Source organism: Kolteria novifilia, assembly GCA_007748055.1.
Classification (GTDB): domain Bacteria; phylum Planctomycetota; class Planctomycetia; order Kolteriales; family Kolteriaceae; genus Kolteria; species Kolteria novifilia.
The window spans coordinates 6,982,135-6,995,435 of the sequence record CP036279.1 but is presented as its reverse complement, the minus strand read 5'-3'; the positions used below and the strand labels follow the sequence as shown (position 1 = coordinate 6,995,435).

Here is a 13,301-nt window from a genome sequence, read left to right as displayed (position 1 = left end):
AGAGTTAAGGGCTCGGCGGTCGGGCGCCGATGGGGACGACGTGGACCTGGCCGGTGAACGCTGCCGATCGCGGGTTCGCGAAGCCCATTTTTCGGGCGACAAACGTCACCGTTCGTTCGGCACCCACCGTCGGTCCCAAACACTCGCCCGTGTCGGCATCGAGGCCGGAGGGTAGATCGACGGAGAGCACGCGCCGCCCGGAGTCGTTGATGGTGTCGATCGCGCGATCGTAGGGCGAACGAACGCTTCCTTTGGTTCCCGTCCCCAGAAGGGCGTCGACCACCCACTCGGCCCCTCGGAGACGTCGCGTGGTCTTCTCCTCGTCGAAGGGTTGTCGCTCAATGCCCAACGACGCGAGCGGGGCGAACGCTGTTGCTGCGTCCCCGGAGAGTTCCTCGGGATCGACGACCAATTCGAGCCACACGTCGATGCCGCGGACGGCCAGCAGTCGGGCTATGACAAACCCGTCGCCAGCGTTGTTGCCCTTGCCACAGACGATTGCGACTGGGCCGACCGCGCCGAGAGAGAGCAACAACTCAACCGCGCCACGGGCGGCATTTTCCATCAAAACCGGTCCCGGAATCCCGAAAGCGATCGCATTGGCGTCATAGTCCCGGACCGCTTGTCGTGAAAGGGCATCGTTCGTCACGGCCGAACCTTCTTCGATGAGAACGCTGAGTGGTAAAAGGTCGATCGGTAGGCAGGCAGGGAGGTTTGCGGAATGAGGGTGGGTCTCTCTCCACGCCGGATCTCCGGGAGTTTCGACGATTGTTTAGAAGTTTAGCAGGATGAGCGCGGCCGAGGAACCGCCCACGACGACGCCGAGCAGGAAGACGACCCCCCATGTCGACCAATGATGCTCGCCCCACTCCCACAGGCTCTTCGGTTGGCTTACCGCCCAAACGGGGAGAATAGGCAGACTACGTTGTTCCGCGTTGGTGGGCCGGATGGTCTTTTTTCGTCGTGTTTCTTGCTTGGATCGTTGAAAAGCTCGCACAATCGAGGCACGAGGCCTGCGTTTTGGACGACTTAGGGAGGGTCTCTTGCTCCCTTTGGGCCGTCGGCGCGGGGTTTTCGCGGGAGGATCGAGGTCCAGTACGAAGGAAGCGTCGTCGTTGGTGCCCTCGAACTTGCTGAGCAGGTACTCCGCTTTTTCGAAGGGGAACAGGCGATGCAGTTGCCGCGTGTAGAGCCGCACATCCTTGGAGGCGAGCGCCTCTCCCATGGAGGGGTATTGCCGCAAGATGTGTTTAGGATTATGAGCGAGAATCTTCGTGCGGCAGTCCTCCGCGACCGCCAGCAGCCCGGCTCGACCGGCGGCATCGGCCGCCAAGACGAGGAATTTATTCCGTTGAAGTGGTTGCTGTTGTTCCTGGGCCGCATCCGCGAGACGCAGATAGAGGTCCAGCAGCTCCTCGGGTGCTGGCATGGTTTGCCCTGACTTGATGTGGGAAGGGGACGGGATCGTTCAACAACACCGCCCTGCCTGTCGTATTATCCGGTGAAGAGCCGCTGCTCGCAAGAGAATGATCGCGGAGGATCATGGTTCTTCCTTCACGAGGCCATGCGACCAAGCATTCGGAATCGTCTTTGCTCTACACTTGCAACGTCAGGAACACTGAAGTTGGGTGAGAGAAGCGATTCGCGAGTAACCAGTTCGGTCGCTCCATGACCACGGACAGTTCGCGATGTCGGTCGACGTCTGTCGAGGCCGACCATCGAACGGTGATGCGGGACCAGGGGCTCTACAAAGCGCGAGAGGCGGGCCGAACAATGCACATGACCAACACCACAGTCGACTTACGTCAACGGGGACGATGGGTTCCGATCTTGGTGAATCGCACCGCGGGCCCGAAGAGCCGCCGCGGTCCGGTCGCCCGACTCCGGCAGTATCTTCGCGAGTCGGCGGTCGACGCGGAAGTCTTCCACGATCGCGACGCCTTCGCGGAAGCGGTTGCCGACCCCGATCGGCTCGATGATTGCCGCTGCATCGTCGCGTGCGGCGGTGACGGCACGGCTCAGTGGGTCGTCAATCTAAAGCCCGCCGCCCCGCTGGCGATCTTTCCGCTCGGCTCGGAAAACCTGCTCGCCCGCCATCTTCGGATTGGGCGCAGTGCTCGACGTTTCGCCGAAATGGTGGTCGCCGGCCGCTCCCGGACGATCGACCTCGGACGGATCAGCGGTGATGAAGGGGATCCGACCGCCTTCACCTTGATGGCGACGATCGGCTTTGATGCGACGGTGGTCGCCAAGGTCCACGAACGTCGCCGTGGCCACGTGCGACGCTGGAACTACGTCCACGCGACGGCCGAAAGCCTTTGGAATTACTCGTTTCCGAAGATGAGGATCCAGGTTGACGACGATGGGTTCGAGTGCGAGGGCTATCACGCCTTTGTCTTCAATCTTCGCGAATACGCGATGGGACTGCCGCTGTGCCCCCAGGCCGATGGCGATGACCGCCGACTCGATCTACTGGTCTTCCAACAGCCGGGACCGTATCACTTACTGCGTTACACGAGCGCCATGCTCGGCGGACGTTTGCACGAACTGAACGATGTCGTTATTCGTAAGTTCAAACGGCTCCGTCTCGATAGTCGCGGCGGTCACGATATCCAAGCCGATGGCGATCCGGTCGGCAAGGCTCCCGCGGTGATCGAAGTCAATCCGAGTGCCTTGGAGCTCGTCGTTCCGACTCTCGATCCGCTGGCCAATCGGCAAGCGGCGTGACAGAGCCTACAGGTTCTCGGGAAAGGAATGTCGCCCATGTGGCGACAAGGGGGCTGGGGAAATCCCGGCCCCGCTCGTCCACCTCCGGTGGCATTGCTTTCGCGAGATCGACCAATGTCGCCGGAAGTGATTCTTTATGACCAACAACCCCGTGTCGATCGGCTCCGTCTCCTGCGGCGCCGGTCGCCCCCTCGTTCTCATCGCCGGTCCCTGCGTGATTGAAAGCGAGTCGCTCGTCCTTTCGGTCTGCGAGAAAGTGAAAGCGATTACCGACCGGCTCGGGATGCCCTACATCTTCAAGGCGTCTTTCGACAAGGCCAACCGAACCTCGATCAACTCCTACCGCGGCCCAGGGATCGAAGCAGGCATCAAGACGCTCGCCAAGGTCAAGGCAACCCACGATCTCCCGATCACGACCGACATCCACACCGAAGCGCAGTGCGCCCTGGCGGCGGAAGCGTGCGATCTCTTGCAGATTCCCGCCTTCCTCGCTCGCCAGACCGACCTTCTGATCGCCGCGGCGAAAACCGGATGCGCCGTGAACGTGAAGAAGGGCCAATTCATGGCGCCTTGGGACATGAACCACGCGGTGAAGAAGCTCGCCGACGCCGGGTGTCCGAACGTCCTGCTCACCGAACGGGGAACGACGTTCGGCTACGGGATGCTTGTCAGCGACTTCCGATCGCTTCCGATCATGCGTCGAAGTGGCGCTCCGGTCATCTACGACGCCACTCACAGCGTTCAGATGCCCAGCGCCCAGGGCGAGAAATCTGGCGGGCAGCGCGACATGGTTCCCTACCTCGCCCGTGCCGCGGTCGCGGTCGGTTGCGACGGGATCTTCCTCGAAACGCATCCCGATCCGGACAAGGCCCTCAGCGACGGCCCGAACATGGTCCCACTGGACGAGCTGGAAGCTCTGTTGACCGCGTGTCTTCGCATTCGGGAGGCGACGGGCATAAGTTGACAACTGCCCGAACACGCGCCTGAACGGATCGTACGATCGACCGGGAACCTTCTTCTTGAGCCACTCGACCATGACACCGACCCAAGCGACCGAGACGACGACCCAGCGTCTCTTTGGCCAGTTCCTCCCGCTCACCCTCCTCCTGGCTCTCGTGGTGGGAGGTTGCAACAGCAAGAGTCCTTCCACGACAACGAAAGCCGAGGAAGCAACTTCCGAGGAGTCCAAGGAAGAGGCCAACGAACTACTCAGTAGCGCCCTGAACATGCTCGAACAGGGGACCGATCCGCAGTCGCTGCCCACCGCGATACGCCAACTCAACCAGTTCGTCGCGCGCGATCGTGAGGCGATTGAGAAGCTCGACAAGGAGTCGGAAGCGACACTGACGCGCATCCTGGGAGAACAGGCCGTCGCGATCGCGACGCGCCCCACCTTCGACGAGATCGATGCCGACTACCTGCGCACCTGCCTGTTCCTGCACTCGGCGGCGCGAACGACCGCCAGCAACGAGGAGCCGCCGCTAACGCGCGCTCAGCAACTCTTCGACTGGGTGGTACGCAACGTCGAGATCGTGCCGCCTAACTTTCAGGTCGAGGCGCCCCCGCTGCCCTTGGCGGTGCGTGGATCGGGAAACTCCCACGAGCGTTCGTGGCTCTTCCTGGAGTTGCTCCGTCAGGCGGGACTCCAAGGGTGCATGGTCGCCCTGCCGATGCCCAACAATCCCGAGGCGCTCTATCCGTGGTTGTGCGGCGTCATCATCGAGGAGAAGATCTACCTCTTCGAGCCGGCCCTCGGCGTGCCGGTCCCGACGAAAAAGGGAAGCGTCGCGACGCTCGATGAACTCGCCAAGGATCCCTCGCTGGTCGAGTTCTTTCCCAAGGCGAGCGGGCTCTCCTACTTCGTCACCAAGGAGCAACTCAAAGGTTTTTCCCTCTTGCTGATCATCGAACCGCAGATGGTCGCCCCCCGCATGAAGTTTCTCGAGTCTCGATTGGTCGGTCGCAATCGCCCGATCCTCTACACGAAGCCGGAGACATTCTTTCGAGCCGCGTCGACGGCCCTTCGGAAGATCCCCGATCACCAGTCGGTTCGACTCTGGACCTACCCGCAACTGCTCCGCTCCCGTTTCCTCGCCGATCCTCAATATCGAGACACCGTCGTCGCCTCCTCCAACCGCAAATGGCTCGGAGAGAACGAGTCGGCTCGGTTGCTCCAGCTTCGCGGCGATCATCAGGACGCGATCAAGAAGCTTGTCGCGATGGATCTTCAGAAGTCGGCCACACCCAAGAGCATTCACTTGGCGACCCTGGCGATGCCCATCGCTCCCTTGGAACGGCAACTCCTCGTCAGCCAGACGCCCGTCGATGTTCTCTATTTCTGTGGCGTGAGCCAGCTTGGCAAGCGGAACTCCGATCCCGAGATCGCGACCTCGTTCTTTGATCGCGCGATGACGTTCTATCGTTCGCCGTTGCTTGAGCCACGGGACGTGCTCAACTGGGGCTTGCTCGCGGTGCGCCTGAGTTTCGCTTCGAAGGAACAGCAGCCGGGAGTGCCGCTACGGGTTTGGAACCTACTGCCCGAAGCCGATCGGCAACTGATCCAGGGAATCGCGGACGAGTATCAACCGATCGTCGATCGGGCCCGCGAGGATACCGCGGGCGCCATTCGCGACGCGATGAACTTCCAGATTTCCGGCGACAAGCAGCGGCGCATCATCGAGGCGCTCAACAAGATTCTCAAGAAGCGGGACTTCTACGATCCGGCCAAGATGCCCAACACGCCCTTCTCGCCGCGGATCGCCGCGCTACTCGGTCGCGACCCCGAGTCCTTGACCGAGGAGGAGATCGAACGTCGCAATCGCATCCTCTTCGACACGGCGTTTGGAAACGAGATCGTCCCCGACCGCCGCCACCGACTGGCGAGCCTTCTCCGGCACCAGGCCCTCGCGGCTCACGCCGAAGGCGATTCTTCGAAGGCGTACGAACTGCTGGAGACCAACAGCGTCGACCTGCTTCCGCTGCAACACGGCTCGCTGAAGGCGCTTTCGGAGTGGTGGAAGCTCAAGGAGAAGGGGGCCGGCGTCGAGCCTGACGAGAATGAGGCCGCCAAGCCCACCAAAGAGGGCGAATCGAAGCCCACCGAAAAGGGCGCCTCAAAACCGAAGGAAGAGCCCGCGAAGAGGGGCGGCCCAAAACCCGTGGAGAAAGACGCCGCCAAAGACGCTACCAAGCCCGCCGCGGAGTCCAAGAGCAAGTCGTAAGTCATCGCGAGTGGGCGTGTCGCGCACCACGGCCGAGCAAACGTGCTGGGCGCCAGTAGGCCGGGTGCCCCCGATTGCTTGCCAATCGGGGTGGCGCAGCCACAAGAGCCCCTTAGAGGAATGAGGGCGAACTCGGTTGAGTGTGCGTCTCCCTCTGTGGCCTCTTGTGCGCTTCGCACGCCCAAGTTGACGAGCGATCAACCCTTTGAACATCACTTCGCGATCGGTTGGGCAAGGTTGATGTGCAGGCAACGTCCCAAAGGGACGCTGATCGTGGTACAAATTCCGCCGCGCCGGCTCCCATTGACTGCCTCCGAACTCTTGAACTCTCGAACTCTCGAACTCTCGAACTCTCGAACTCTCGAACTCCTGAACTCCTGAACTCCTGAACTCTTGAACTCTTGAACTCCTGAACTCTTGAACTCTTGAACTCTTGAGCCGCGAAGCGGCGGAGTTGAGTAGCCAGGGGTGGCAACCCCTGGAAATGATGCCGGTCTCTTCAGGAAGCCCCGGAGGGGCGCAGGTGGTGCTTCGCGGCTGAGGCAGGTTCGAGACCCGTTGACTGAACCAAGGCGATGGACGGGACGATCATCGGTGATGCTGACACTTGGTCCCTGAAAGGGTTGGTTGACGCGCAATCGAGGCTACCCAAGAGCAAACAACGTGGGCCGGTGGCCCATCAACGCTCGACGGGCAATACAGCCCGACCCAACGAAACTCCTACAGCCAGCGATACATCCGCATCGCCGCGAAGAGCGATCCCGCGATCGTCACGCAGAGCCCCCAGAAGTAGTAGTAGCCGTAGCGCCACCCGACTTCCGGCAAGTGCTCAAAGTTCATCCCGTAGACGCCACAGAGAAATGTCAGCGGCAGGAAGATCGCGCTGATGATCGTCAGTCGGTTCAGCACGCGGTTGGTGCGGTGAGAGACAATCCCCATGTGCAGTTGGAGCGCTTCGGCGAGCACCTCGCGCTCAACGCTCAGGTCCGACGCGAACCGGTCGAGCACGCTGACCATGTTCCCCAGATAGGGCTGCGTCGACTCGCTGATGAAGGGGCTCCGTCTCGTCGCCAGCTCGTCGAGGACCTCCCGGCTCGAGAGGATGTGTTTTCGCAGTTCGAGGATCGCGATTGACATCCCCGCGGCTTGTTCAAAGTCCGGATCGTCCGAGTGGGTCAGGATCTGCTCCTGGGCACGCTGCACGTCGAGCTCGATCGCGTGGACGACGCGACGATAGCCGTCGAGCGTCTGATCCCAGAACTCGTAGAGGATGAAGCTGAGCGTCTTGGCGAAGGCGTGGAAGTCCTGCGAGTGGATCCGCCGCATGTTCTTGGTGACCTCCGACGGGCCACGGGTCAGCGTCACGACGAAGCGTTCCCCGACGATGACATCGATCGGACTGAAGCCGATCGTCCCGTCGACGTAGCGGACGTCGTGGGCCGTGAAGTGCAAGCACTCGGCGAAGAGCTGATAGCGGGTCTCGTGCGAATCGGCGAAGACGTCGCGGCGCACCATTCGCGGAACGCCCAGTCCTTTCAGGATCTCGCGCGCATCCTCCTGCGTGGGATCGAGGTCGATCCAGCAGCATTTCCCATCGCGAACGAACTCCGGCACCTTGTCCGCCGGAATGCGTTCCTCGTGCTTGGTGTCAAAGTCAAAGGCGATCGCCGTAGTCACATTCACCTCGCCGCAACATCTCGCTGTCGGCCCACTCGGAGAGCACGCTGGGTGCTTGCCTCGGCGGGTTGGCCAATTTATGACCGAAGAACGCGTTCCTGGCAACGTGGAATGTCGCCGTCCGCCGTGCATTGGGGAAGAGGCAAGATATTCGCAACGCCGTCGTCCAACCCGTTACACTAGCGGAGGGACCGAACCACCACGGGATGAGACAAGATGGGCAAGTACGTTCTGGCGCTCGACCAGGGGACAACGTCGAGCCGAGCCATTCTCTTCGACAAACAGGGACAACCCGTGGCGGTGAGCCAGCGGGAGTTCCCCCAGATCTACCCACGACCGGGTTCCGTCGAGCACGACCCCGAGGATATTTGGTCGTCCCAGCTCGAGACCGCCCGCGATGTTCTCGAGAAAGCGGGAGCCAGCGCCGACGACATCGCCGCCCTCGGCATCGCCAACCAGCGAGAGACGACCGTCCTCTGGGACAAGACGACTGGAATTCCGGTCGCCAACGCCATCGTCTGGCAGAGCCGAGTTAGCGATCCGATCTGTCGGCGCCTCAAGCAGGAGGGTTGCGAACCGACCATTCGCGAGAAGACCGGGCTGGTCGTCGATCCCTACTTGGCGGGGACGAAGATCACCCACCTGCTCGAAACGGTGCCCGGACTGAGGCGGCGCGCCGAGGCGGGGAGCGTCCTCTTCGGGACGATCGACTCGTATCTCTTGTGGCGGCTGACGGGAGGAGCGTGCCACGCCACTGACTACAGCAACGCCAGCCGTACGCTCTTGTTCAATATCCACTCGCTTGGCTGGGACGACGAGTTGCTCCAAATGCTCGACGTTCCCCGAGCCGTCCTCCCCGAAGTCCTTCCGTCGAGCCACGTCTACGGATCGACGGCCCCCGAACTGTTCGGCAAACCGATTCCGGTCGCCGGCATGGCGGGAGACCAGCAAGCCGCGACCTTCGGCCAAGCTTGCTTCGACTGTGGTGATGCGAAGAACACCTACGGGACGGGGTGTTTTCTCCTCGTGAACACGGGAGAACGACCGGTCACCTCGCATGCCAACCTACTCACGACGATCGGATGGCACTTGGACGGCAAGGTCACCTACTGCTTGGAGGGATCGGTCTTTATCGCGGGCGCGGTGGTCCAGTGGCTTCGCGATGGGCTGAAGGTGATCGAGTCGTCGTCCGAGGTCGAGCGGTTGGCCGCGACGGTTTCCGATAGTGGAGGGGTCTGCTTCGTGCCCGCGTTCGTCGGTCTCGGGGCGCCGCACTGGGACTCCAGTGCTCGCGGCACCATCGTCGGGATCACGCGGGACACGACTGCCGGGCATCTCGCCCGCGCCGCCCTGGAGGCGATCGCCTTTCGATCACGCGAGCTGGCCCTCGCGATGCAGAAGGATGCGGATCTCTCGCTCGAAAACCTCAAAGTCGACGGAGGGGCCTCCGCCAACGACCTGTTGATGCAGTTTCAGTCCGACATCCTCGGCGTCCCCATCGTGCGCGCGTCGGTCGCGGAGACCACGGCCTTGGGGGCGGCCCAATTGGCTGGACTGGCGGTCGGCATGTGGGGCGACACCGAGGAGCTACGTCGGATCTGGAAGGCCGAACGGACCTTTAATCCCGCCATGGACAGCGACGAGCGCGAGCGCCGCTTTGGGATCTGGAAGAAGGCGGTCGGACGCTCGATGGACTGGGCGGAGGACTAATGTCCTGATTGGCTAGTTCATTGACTAAGAGACTCTTGGGTGCCTGCCCACGCTCGCCGTGGGCATGCGGAGAACGCCGATGATCGGGTGATCTCACGCACGATCACTGGGCCGAAATGAATGCAGCGAACTTGCCAATCAGGACACTAGGCTCCGTCAAGACCTGATGTTCGGGTGTCACTGGCTGCTTGTCAGCCAGTGAGCAGTGATCGTGGGTTCACAACCCGAGATCGAGCGTTTGACGCAGCACTAGTCTCCCCACACGGGCTGACCAGCAGCCAGTGGCATGGCACCCTTGAAGAAGTTGTTCCGCACTCTCAGAGACGGTGAGCGGCGCCCGAATGGTCAATCGACCTTTAGCGACTCGATGGGGATGACCGCGAGTTCCCCGCTGTTTCGGTTGCCACCTCGCGGACCGGAGTTCGAGAAGGCGACATAAAGCTTCCCGTCGCGTTCCACGGCGTAGGGATAGGAGAGCTTCGACTTCGGGTGCGACTCGCCTGGCCCCTCATGCACCGCGTCGCGAATGCGGAAGATCTTCGAGAATGACTCCTCGCCCGGCCGCGAGACCGCAATCGTCAGCGGAGAACGACGGTTTTTCGCGTCGGCGGTCGTCGTTCCGATCAAGTAGCGCTGCCCCGTCGAAAGAGTCCCGGCGTAGGGTTTCGAAGCCGCCATGGGGAGGTTGCTCTCTCTGACCGCTGACCAGGTTCGTCCGTAGTCGCGACTTTCCGAGACCAGCGCGATCGGCTTTCCGTAGCGGGAGATGCACGTCACCTTCGGGCCGTCGACGACAACCGTCGCTTCTCCCCAGACCTGCTTCTGGGGCGTCGGCAGGATGACGAGGTCCCACGCCAAAGGATCATCACCCCGGCTGATCGCGACCGCCGGCGGCGTGTACTGATGCCCCGGCGGATTCGACACGCTCATGCCCGCCATGATCCAGTTCCCGTTGTCCATCCGAAGCGGTTCCTGGGTCGGCCAGAATCCTCCCTCGACCACCACGCCCTTCGGCTCCCACTTGCCGGTCTCGTCGTCGAGAACGTAGGCGCGGGTGTGCGTGTCCACGTACTGGTTGGTGAAGGCGCCGAGGTAGGCCCATAGCTTGCCGCCATGCTCGAGGAAGACTCCGTGGCTGACTCCGATTTGAGGCTCCGGCCCGTCGGCGATGGGGAAGAGGGGGCCCCAAGTCTTTCCTCCGTCGGAACTGGCTCGCCCGTTGGCGACCTCGCTGGCGGTGTTCTCTCGGCCGGGATTGTGGCCGAAGGAGCTGACCAGTCGGCCGTCGTGAAAGGCGAGCGCGATGCCGTGCAGCCAGTCGTAGCCGTCGACGTTCTTCTCGTGGGGCTTGATGACATGAAGGCCCATCCCCTCGATATCGTCGAGATCCTTTGAACGAGGGACAGGCTTGGTGGCGTCCCAGAGCGTCGGCTGGGCATCCTCCGCATGCGTGGGACTCACGCTCGAGTATCCAAGCACGCACAGGAGCAGGAGAATCGGACGTTTCATGGGGGAGGTCCTTTCACTGGGTGTTGTCGAGTGAGGTCTGGGATCGAGATTGGTCCGAGCATTCGGCGTCATCCGTCGCTCGCGGACCGAGTCAGGTGGAAGTCCCACTTGCCATCGCGTGGGGGCAGCGTCAATCGGATGACGATTGGAGCGAAAAGGGAGTTGTCGACATCGGCCGACTCGGGCCGCGTGCCGTCGGTCGCGACGATCCGGGCGATGTAGGAGCCTCCCTGATGCCCTCGCTCGGGGGAGAGCCGGTAATGGCCCCGGTCGATCGTCACCACCGAAGCTGGGCCGCGGTTTCCCGCCTCGGCGTCGGGCCGGAGGGAAAGCGTTCCGTAGGGAATCGGTTTGCCCTCGTATGTCGCCTCCCCCGAGAGCATGTAGGTCCCGGGATTCGCCGAAGATGTCCATAGAACGCGCATCGCGACGACCGCGACGAGCACGCCGCTGACCAAGAACAAGAGAGGTGTCCGGCCCGAAAGCATCAGTAGAGGTTCTCCGTCACCAAGCCGTCGGCCCGCTGCCCCGCGCGTCGATAGATCGTGGTGTCGACCGCTTCGCTGATGAAACGAACGCCGCCGTCGGCGAACGTGAAGTGACTGCCGCCGAGGTGCCAACTCCCGAAGCTACGGGTATGCGTTCCGACGATCGTTCCGATCCCGGCCGGATGAGCGGTGTAGGGGCCCTTGGACGGGTCGTAGTCGAACTGCGGTTGGTTGATCGGGTCGGTCGCCGACGCCACCATGTTGACGTGGGACGATGTTCCCGCGTTTCGCGTCGTCGAGGCCCAGGTGAAGTACGTGCCGTAGGGGGAGTTCTGGCCCACGGCGAACCACCAGCGGGACTCGCCCACCAGCAACGTCTTGGAAGTCCCATCGGCGATGTCGCCCAGAGCGATCGACGAGTTGAGGTACAGGATTCCGTTGTCGTAGCGTACTCGGTAGTTGCTGGCTGTGCCGACGCGGCAGAGAGCCTCGCTGTCGGTGCCGCCCCCTTGCACGCCTCGATAATTCGCGTTCGGCTCGGATCGTTTGGAGTTCGAGTCGGAGGGGCATTGGAACTTCGCGTTGGGAACGATCTGAAACGGCTCGTTGACGTTTGTCGATTCGTTCGCGATCGACGCGAAGGAGCCGTCGAAGTCGAACTGATCGTAGCGCGAGAGCTCATCCAGGTAGGGAAGGACGAGCACCGACCAGGGGGCCCCGCGGCGAGCGCCGGTCGACAAGTCGCACGCGGTGCTACTTATCACCGAGCCAGGCGGAAAGAGCGAGTGGGCATCGTGATAGTTGAGCAGTGCCAAGCCCATTTGCTTGAGCTTGTTGCGGCACTGGACGCGTCGTGCCGATTCGCGCGCCTGCTGCACCGCGGGGAGGAGCAACGCCGTGAGAACGCCAATGATCGCGATGACGACCAATAGCTCGATCAACGTGAATCCGGGACGTCGTCGGTTCGCCATGGTGTTCCCCTTCGCGTTGTTGTCGACTGCCCCCAATCGACGTTACAGTGGCCAGTATTCGGCTTGGGGTGGGCCGAAGATAGAGCGCGTTGGAACAGAGCCGCGCGCTGATTCACATACTCGTTGGCGAGCGCGCTCGCCGAACGTGTTGGCGAAGGGGCACTCGAGGATGGGGAGCACGAACCGCTGGGAGATGATCAAGCCCGCTCTCGAACTGCGCAGTCATATTGAGGAATTGGCCGCTCGCGAGGCCGCGCGGCGCGTCGGCGCCGGGGCGGATGTGAAGCCGCTTCTTGGTTGCTTCGATCAACTTCGTGCCGCCACCGAGCGCGGTAGCCGCAAACGTTTCGTCGAGACCGACCGCCGACTGCACGAACTCATCGCCAGAATCGCCAACGTTCCCGGACTGCTCGAAGCGTGGCGGTGCGCCTTCGCCGCGGTCAATGCCTTCAGGGTCGATACCATCGATCGCTGTTGGCCCGATCTGTCGGCGTTGCTCGACGCGCACCGTGGCCTCGTCGAGACAATCAGCAAGGGGGACGAAGTCGGAGCGGCCCAAGCCGGGGCGACCCACTGCGACTCGGTTTGGTACCGGCTCCACTACTCGAACGAAATCCACGACGTCGGCGACGACGCGTTGGCACGTACCATGGCGTATGTCGCGTTTCATCTCAACGAACGGCTGCGGCTCACCTCGCTGGCGCGGCGAGTGGCCGGTTGCAGTCCTGGGCACTTGGCCCGACGATTCCGCGATGAGCAGGGCCTCAGCTTCACGGACTATGTCATGGAACTGCGATTGCAGCGTGCCGCGGAGCTCTTGCGCGAGACCGCCGACCCGATCCGGATGATCGCGGCTCACGTTGGCTACCAGGACCCTTCGCGGTTTAGTGCCCACTTTCGCCGCCGGTTTGGTCGAGCGCCCCGGAATTTCCGAGCAGGAGTGGCGTTGGGGCATTCGTGAAGGAGCAACTTGCTCTGGTGAGTCCGATGGCCGCCGA

General features: G+C 62.4%; 11 protein-coding genes. 5 read left to right on the top strand and 6 right to left on the bottom strand.

All coding sequences use genetic code 11. The features are described 5' to 3' along the window. Positions 1 to 4: 4 nt before the first annotated feature. Both Pan216_RS25650 and Pan216_RS25645 read right to left on the bottom strand, forming a co-directional pair. On the bottom strand, positions 5 to 649 hold the full coding sequence (locus tag Pan216_RS25650) for an NAD(P)H-hydrate epimerase (RefSeq protein ID WP_145262716.1): 645 nt from the start codon (positions 647 to 649) through the stop codon (positions 5 to 7). A gap of 123 nt (positions 650 to 772) precedes the next feature. Further along, on the bottom strand, positions 773 to 1,429 hold the full coding sequence (locus Pan216_RS25645; protein WP_145262714.1) for a hypothetical protein: 657 nt from the start codon (positions 1,427 to 1,429) through the stop codon (positions 773 to 775). 350 nt (positions 1,430 to 1,779) lie between these two features. Between Pan216_RS25645 and Pan216_RS25640 the strand changes: the two genes are divergently transcribed. The 3 genes from Pan216_RS25640 (at position 1,780) to Pan216_RS25630 (ending at position 5,948) form a co-directional block, all read left to right on the top strand. Continuing rightward, positions 1,780 to 2,727, top strand: coding sequence for a diacylglycerol/lipid kinase family protein (locus Pan216_RS25640; protein ID WP_419192998.1), 948 nt, complete (start codon positions 1,780 to 1,782; stop codon positions 2,725 to 2,727). 136 nt (positions 2,728 to 2,863) lie between these two features. Beyond that, positions 2,864 to 3,691: a 3-deoxy-8-phosphooctulonate synthase gene (kdsA, locus tag Pan216_RS25635; RefSeq protein ID WP_145262710.1), complete on the top strand. Its 828-nt coding sequence runs from the start codon at positions 2,864 to 2,866 to the stop codon at positions 3,689 to 3,691. Between the two features lie 55 nt (positions 3,692 to 3,746). Further along, positions 3,747 to 5,948 (top strand): transglutaminase-like domain-containing protein, encoded by a 2,202-nt coding sequence (locus Pan216_RS25630; RefSeq protein WP_145262708.1) that lies wholly within the window; start codon positions 3,747 to 3,749, stop codon positions 5,946 to 5,948. Positions 5,949 to 6,668: 720 nt separating this feature from the next. On the opposite strand, the gene Pan216_RS25625 is transcribed toward Pan216_RS25630, so the two are convergent. Further along, positions 6,669 to 7,631, bottom strand: coding sequence for a magnesium transporter CorA family protein (locus Pan216_RS25625; RefSeq protein ID WP_419192997.1), 963 nt, complete (start codon positions 7,629 to 7,631; stop codon positions 6,669 to 6,671). Between the two features lie 210 nt (positions 7,632 to 7,841). Here Pan216_RS25625 and glpK point away from each other — a divergent pair, with 210 nt between their 5' ends. Further along, positions 7,842 to 9,335 carry a glycerol kinase GlpK gene (glpK, locus tag Pan216_RS25620; protein WP_145262704.1) on the top strand — a complete coding sequence of 498 codons (1,494 nt, stop codon included), beginning with the start codon at positions 7,842 to 7,844 and terminating at the stop codon, positions 9,333 to 9,335. A 345-nt stretch (positions 9,336 to 9,680) separates the two neighbouring features. Here glpK and Pan216_RS25615 read toward each other — a convergent pair whose 3' ends face one another. From Pan216_RS25615 to Pan216_RS25610, 3 genes are all read right to left on the bottom strand, one after another. Continuing rightward, a complete protein-coding gene (locus Pan216_RS25615) occupies positions 9,681 to 10,844 on the bottom strand; it encodes an exo-alpha-sialidase (RefSeq protein WP_419192996.1) in 1,164 nt (387 codons plus the stop codon). A 68-nt stretch (positions 10,845 to 10,912) separates the two neighbouring features. Then, positions 10,913 to 11,332, bottom strand: a complete 420-nt coding sequence (locus Pan216_RS28615; protein ID WP_419192995.1) for a hypothetical protein — start codon at positions 11,330 to 11,332, stop codon at positions 10,913 to 10,915. Continuing rightward, positions 11,332 to 12,303 (bottom strand): DUF1559 domain-containing protein, encoded by a 972-nt coding sequence (locus Pan216_RS25610; protein ID WP_145264413.1) that lies wholly within the window; start codon positions 12,301 to 12,303, stop codon positions 11,332 to 11,334. Before Pan216_RS25610 ends, Pan216_RS28615 begins: the two co-directional genes overlap by 1 nt. 169 nt (positions 12,304 to 12,472) lie before the next feature. On the opposite strand from Pan216_RS25610, the gene Pan216_RS25605 reads away from it, so the two are divergent. After that, positions 12,473 to 13,264 (top strand): AraC family transcriptional regulator, encoded by a 792-nt coding sequence (locus tag Pan216_RS25605; protein WP_419192994.1) that lies wholly within the window; start codon positions 12,473 to 12,475, stop codon positions 13,262 to 13,264. Positions 13,265 to 13,301: the final 37 nt, after the last annotated feature.

Bases quoted from the DNA above. Each gene is read 5' to 3' on its own strand.
- Pan216_RS28615 (WP_419192995.1), bottom strand. From the start codon at position 11,332: ATGCTTTCGGGCCGGACACCTCTCTTGTTCTTGGTCAGCGGCGTGCTC.
- kdsA (WP_145262710.1), top strand. From the start codon at position 2,864: ATGACCAACAACCCCGTGTCGATCGGCTCCGTCTCCTGCGGCGCCGGT.
- glpK (WP_145262704.1), top strand. From the start codon at position 7,842: ATGGGCAAGTACGTTCTGGCGCTCGACCAGGGGACAACGTCGAGCCGA.
- Pan216_RS25605 (WP_419192994.1), top strand. From the start codon at position 12,473: ATGGGGAGCACGAACCGCTGGGAGATGATCAAGCCCGCTCTCGAACTG.
- Pan216_RS25615 (WP_419192996.1), bottom strand. From the start codon at position 10,844: ATGAAACGTCCGATTCTCCTGCTCCTGTGCGTGCTTGGATACTCGAGC.
- Pan216_RS25645 (WP_145262714.1), bottom strand. From the start codon at position 1,429: ATGCCAGCACCCGAGGAGCTGCTGGACCTCTATCTGCGTCTCGCGGAT.
- Pan216_RS25640 (WP_419192998.1), top strand. From the start codon at position 1,780: ATGACCAACACCACAGTCGACTTACGTCAACGGGGACGATGGGTTCCG.
- Pan216_RS25610 (WP_145264413.1), bottom strand. From the start codon at position 12,303: ATGGCGAACCGACGACGTCCCGGATTCACGTTGATCGAGCTATTGGTC.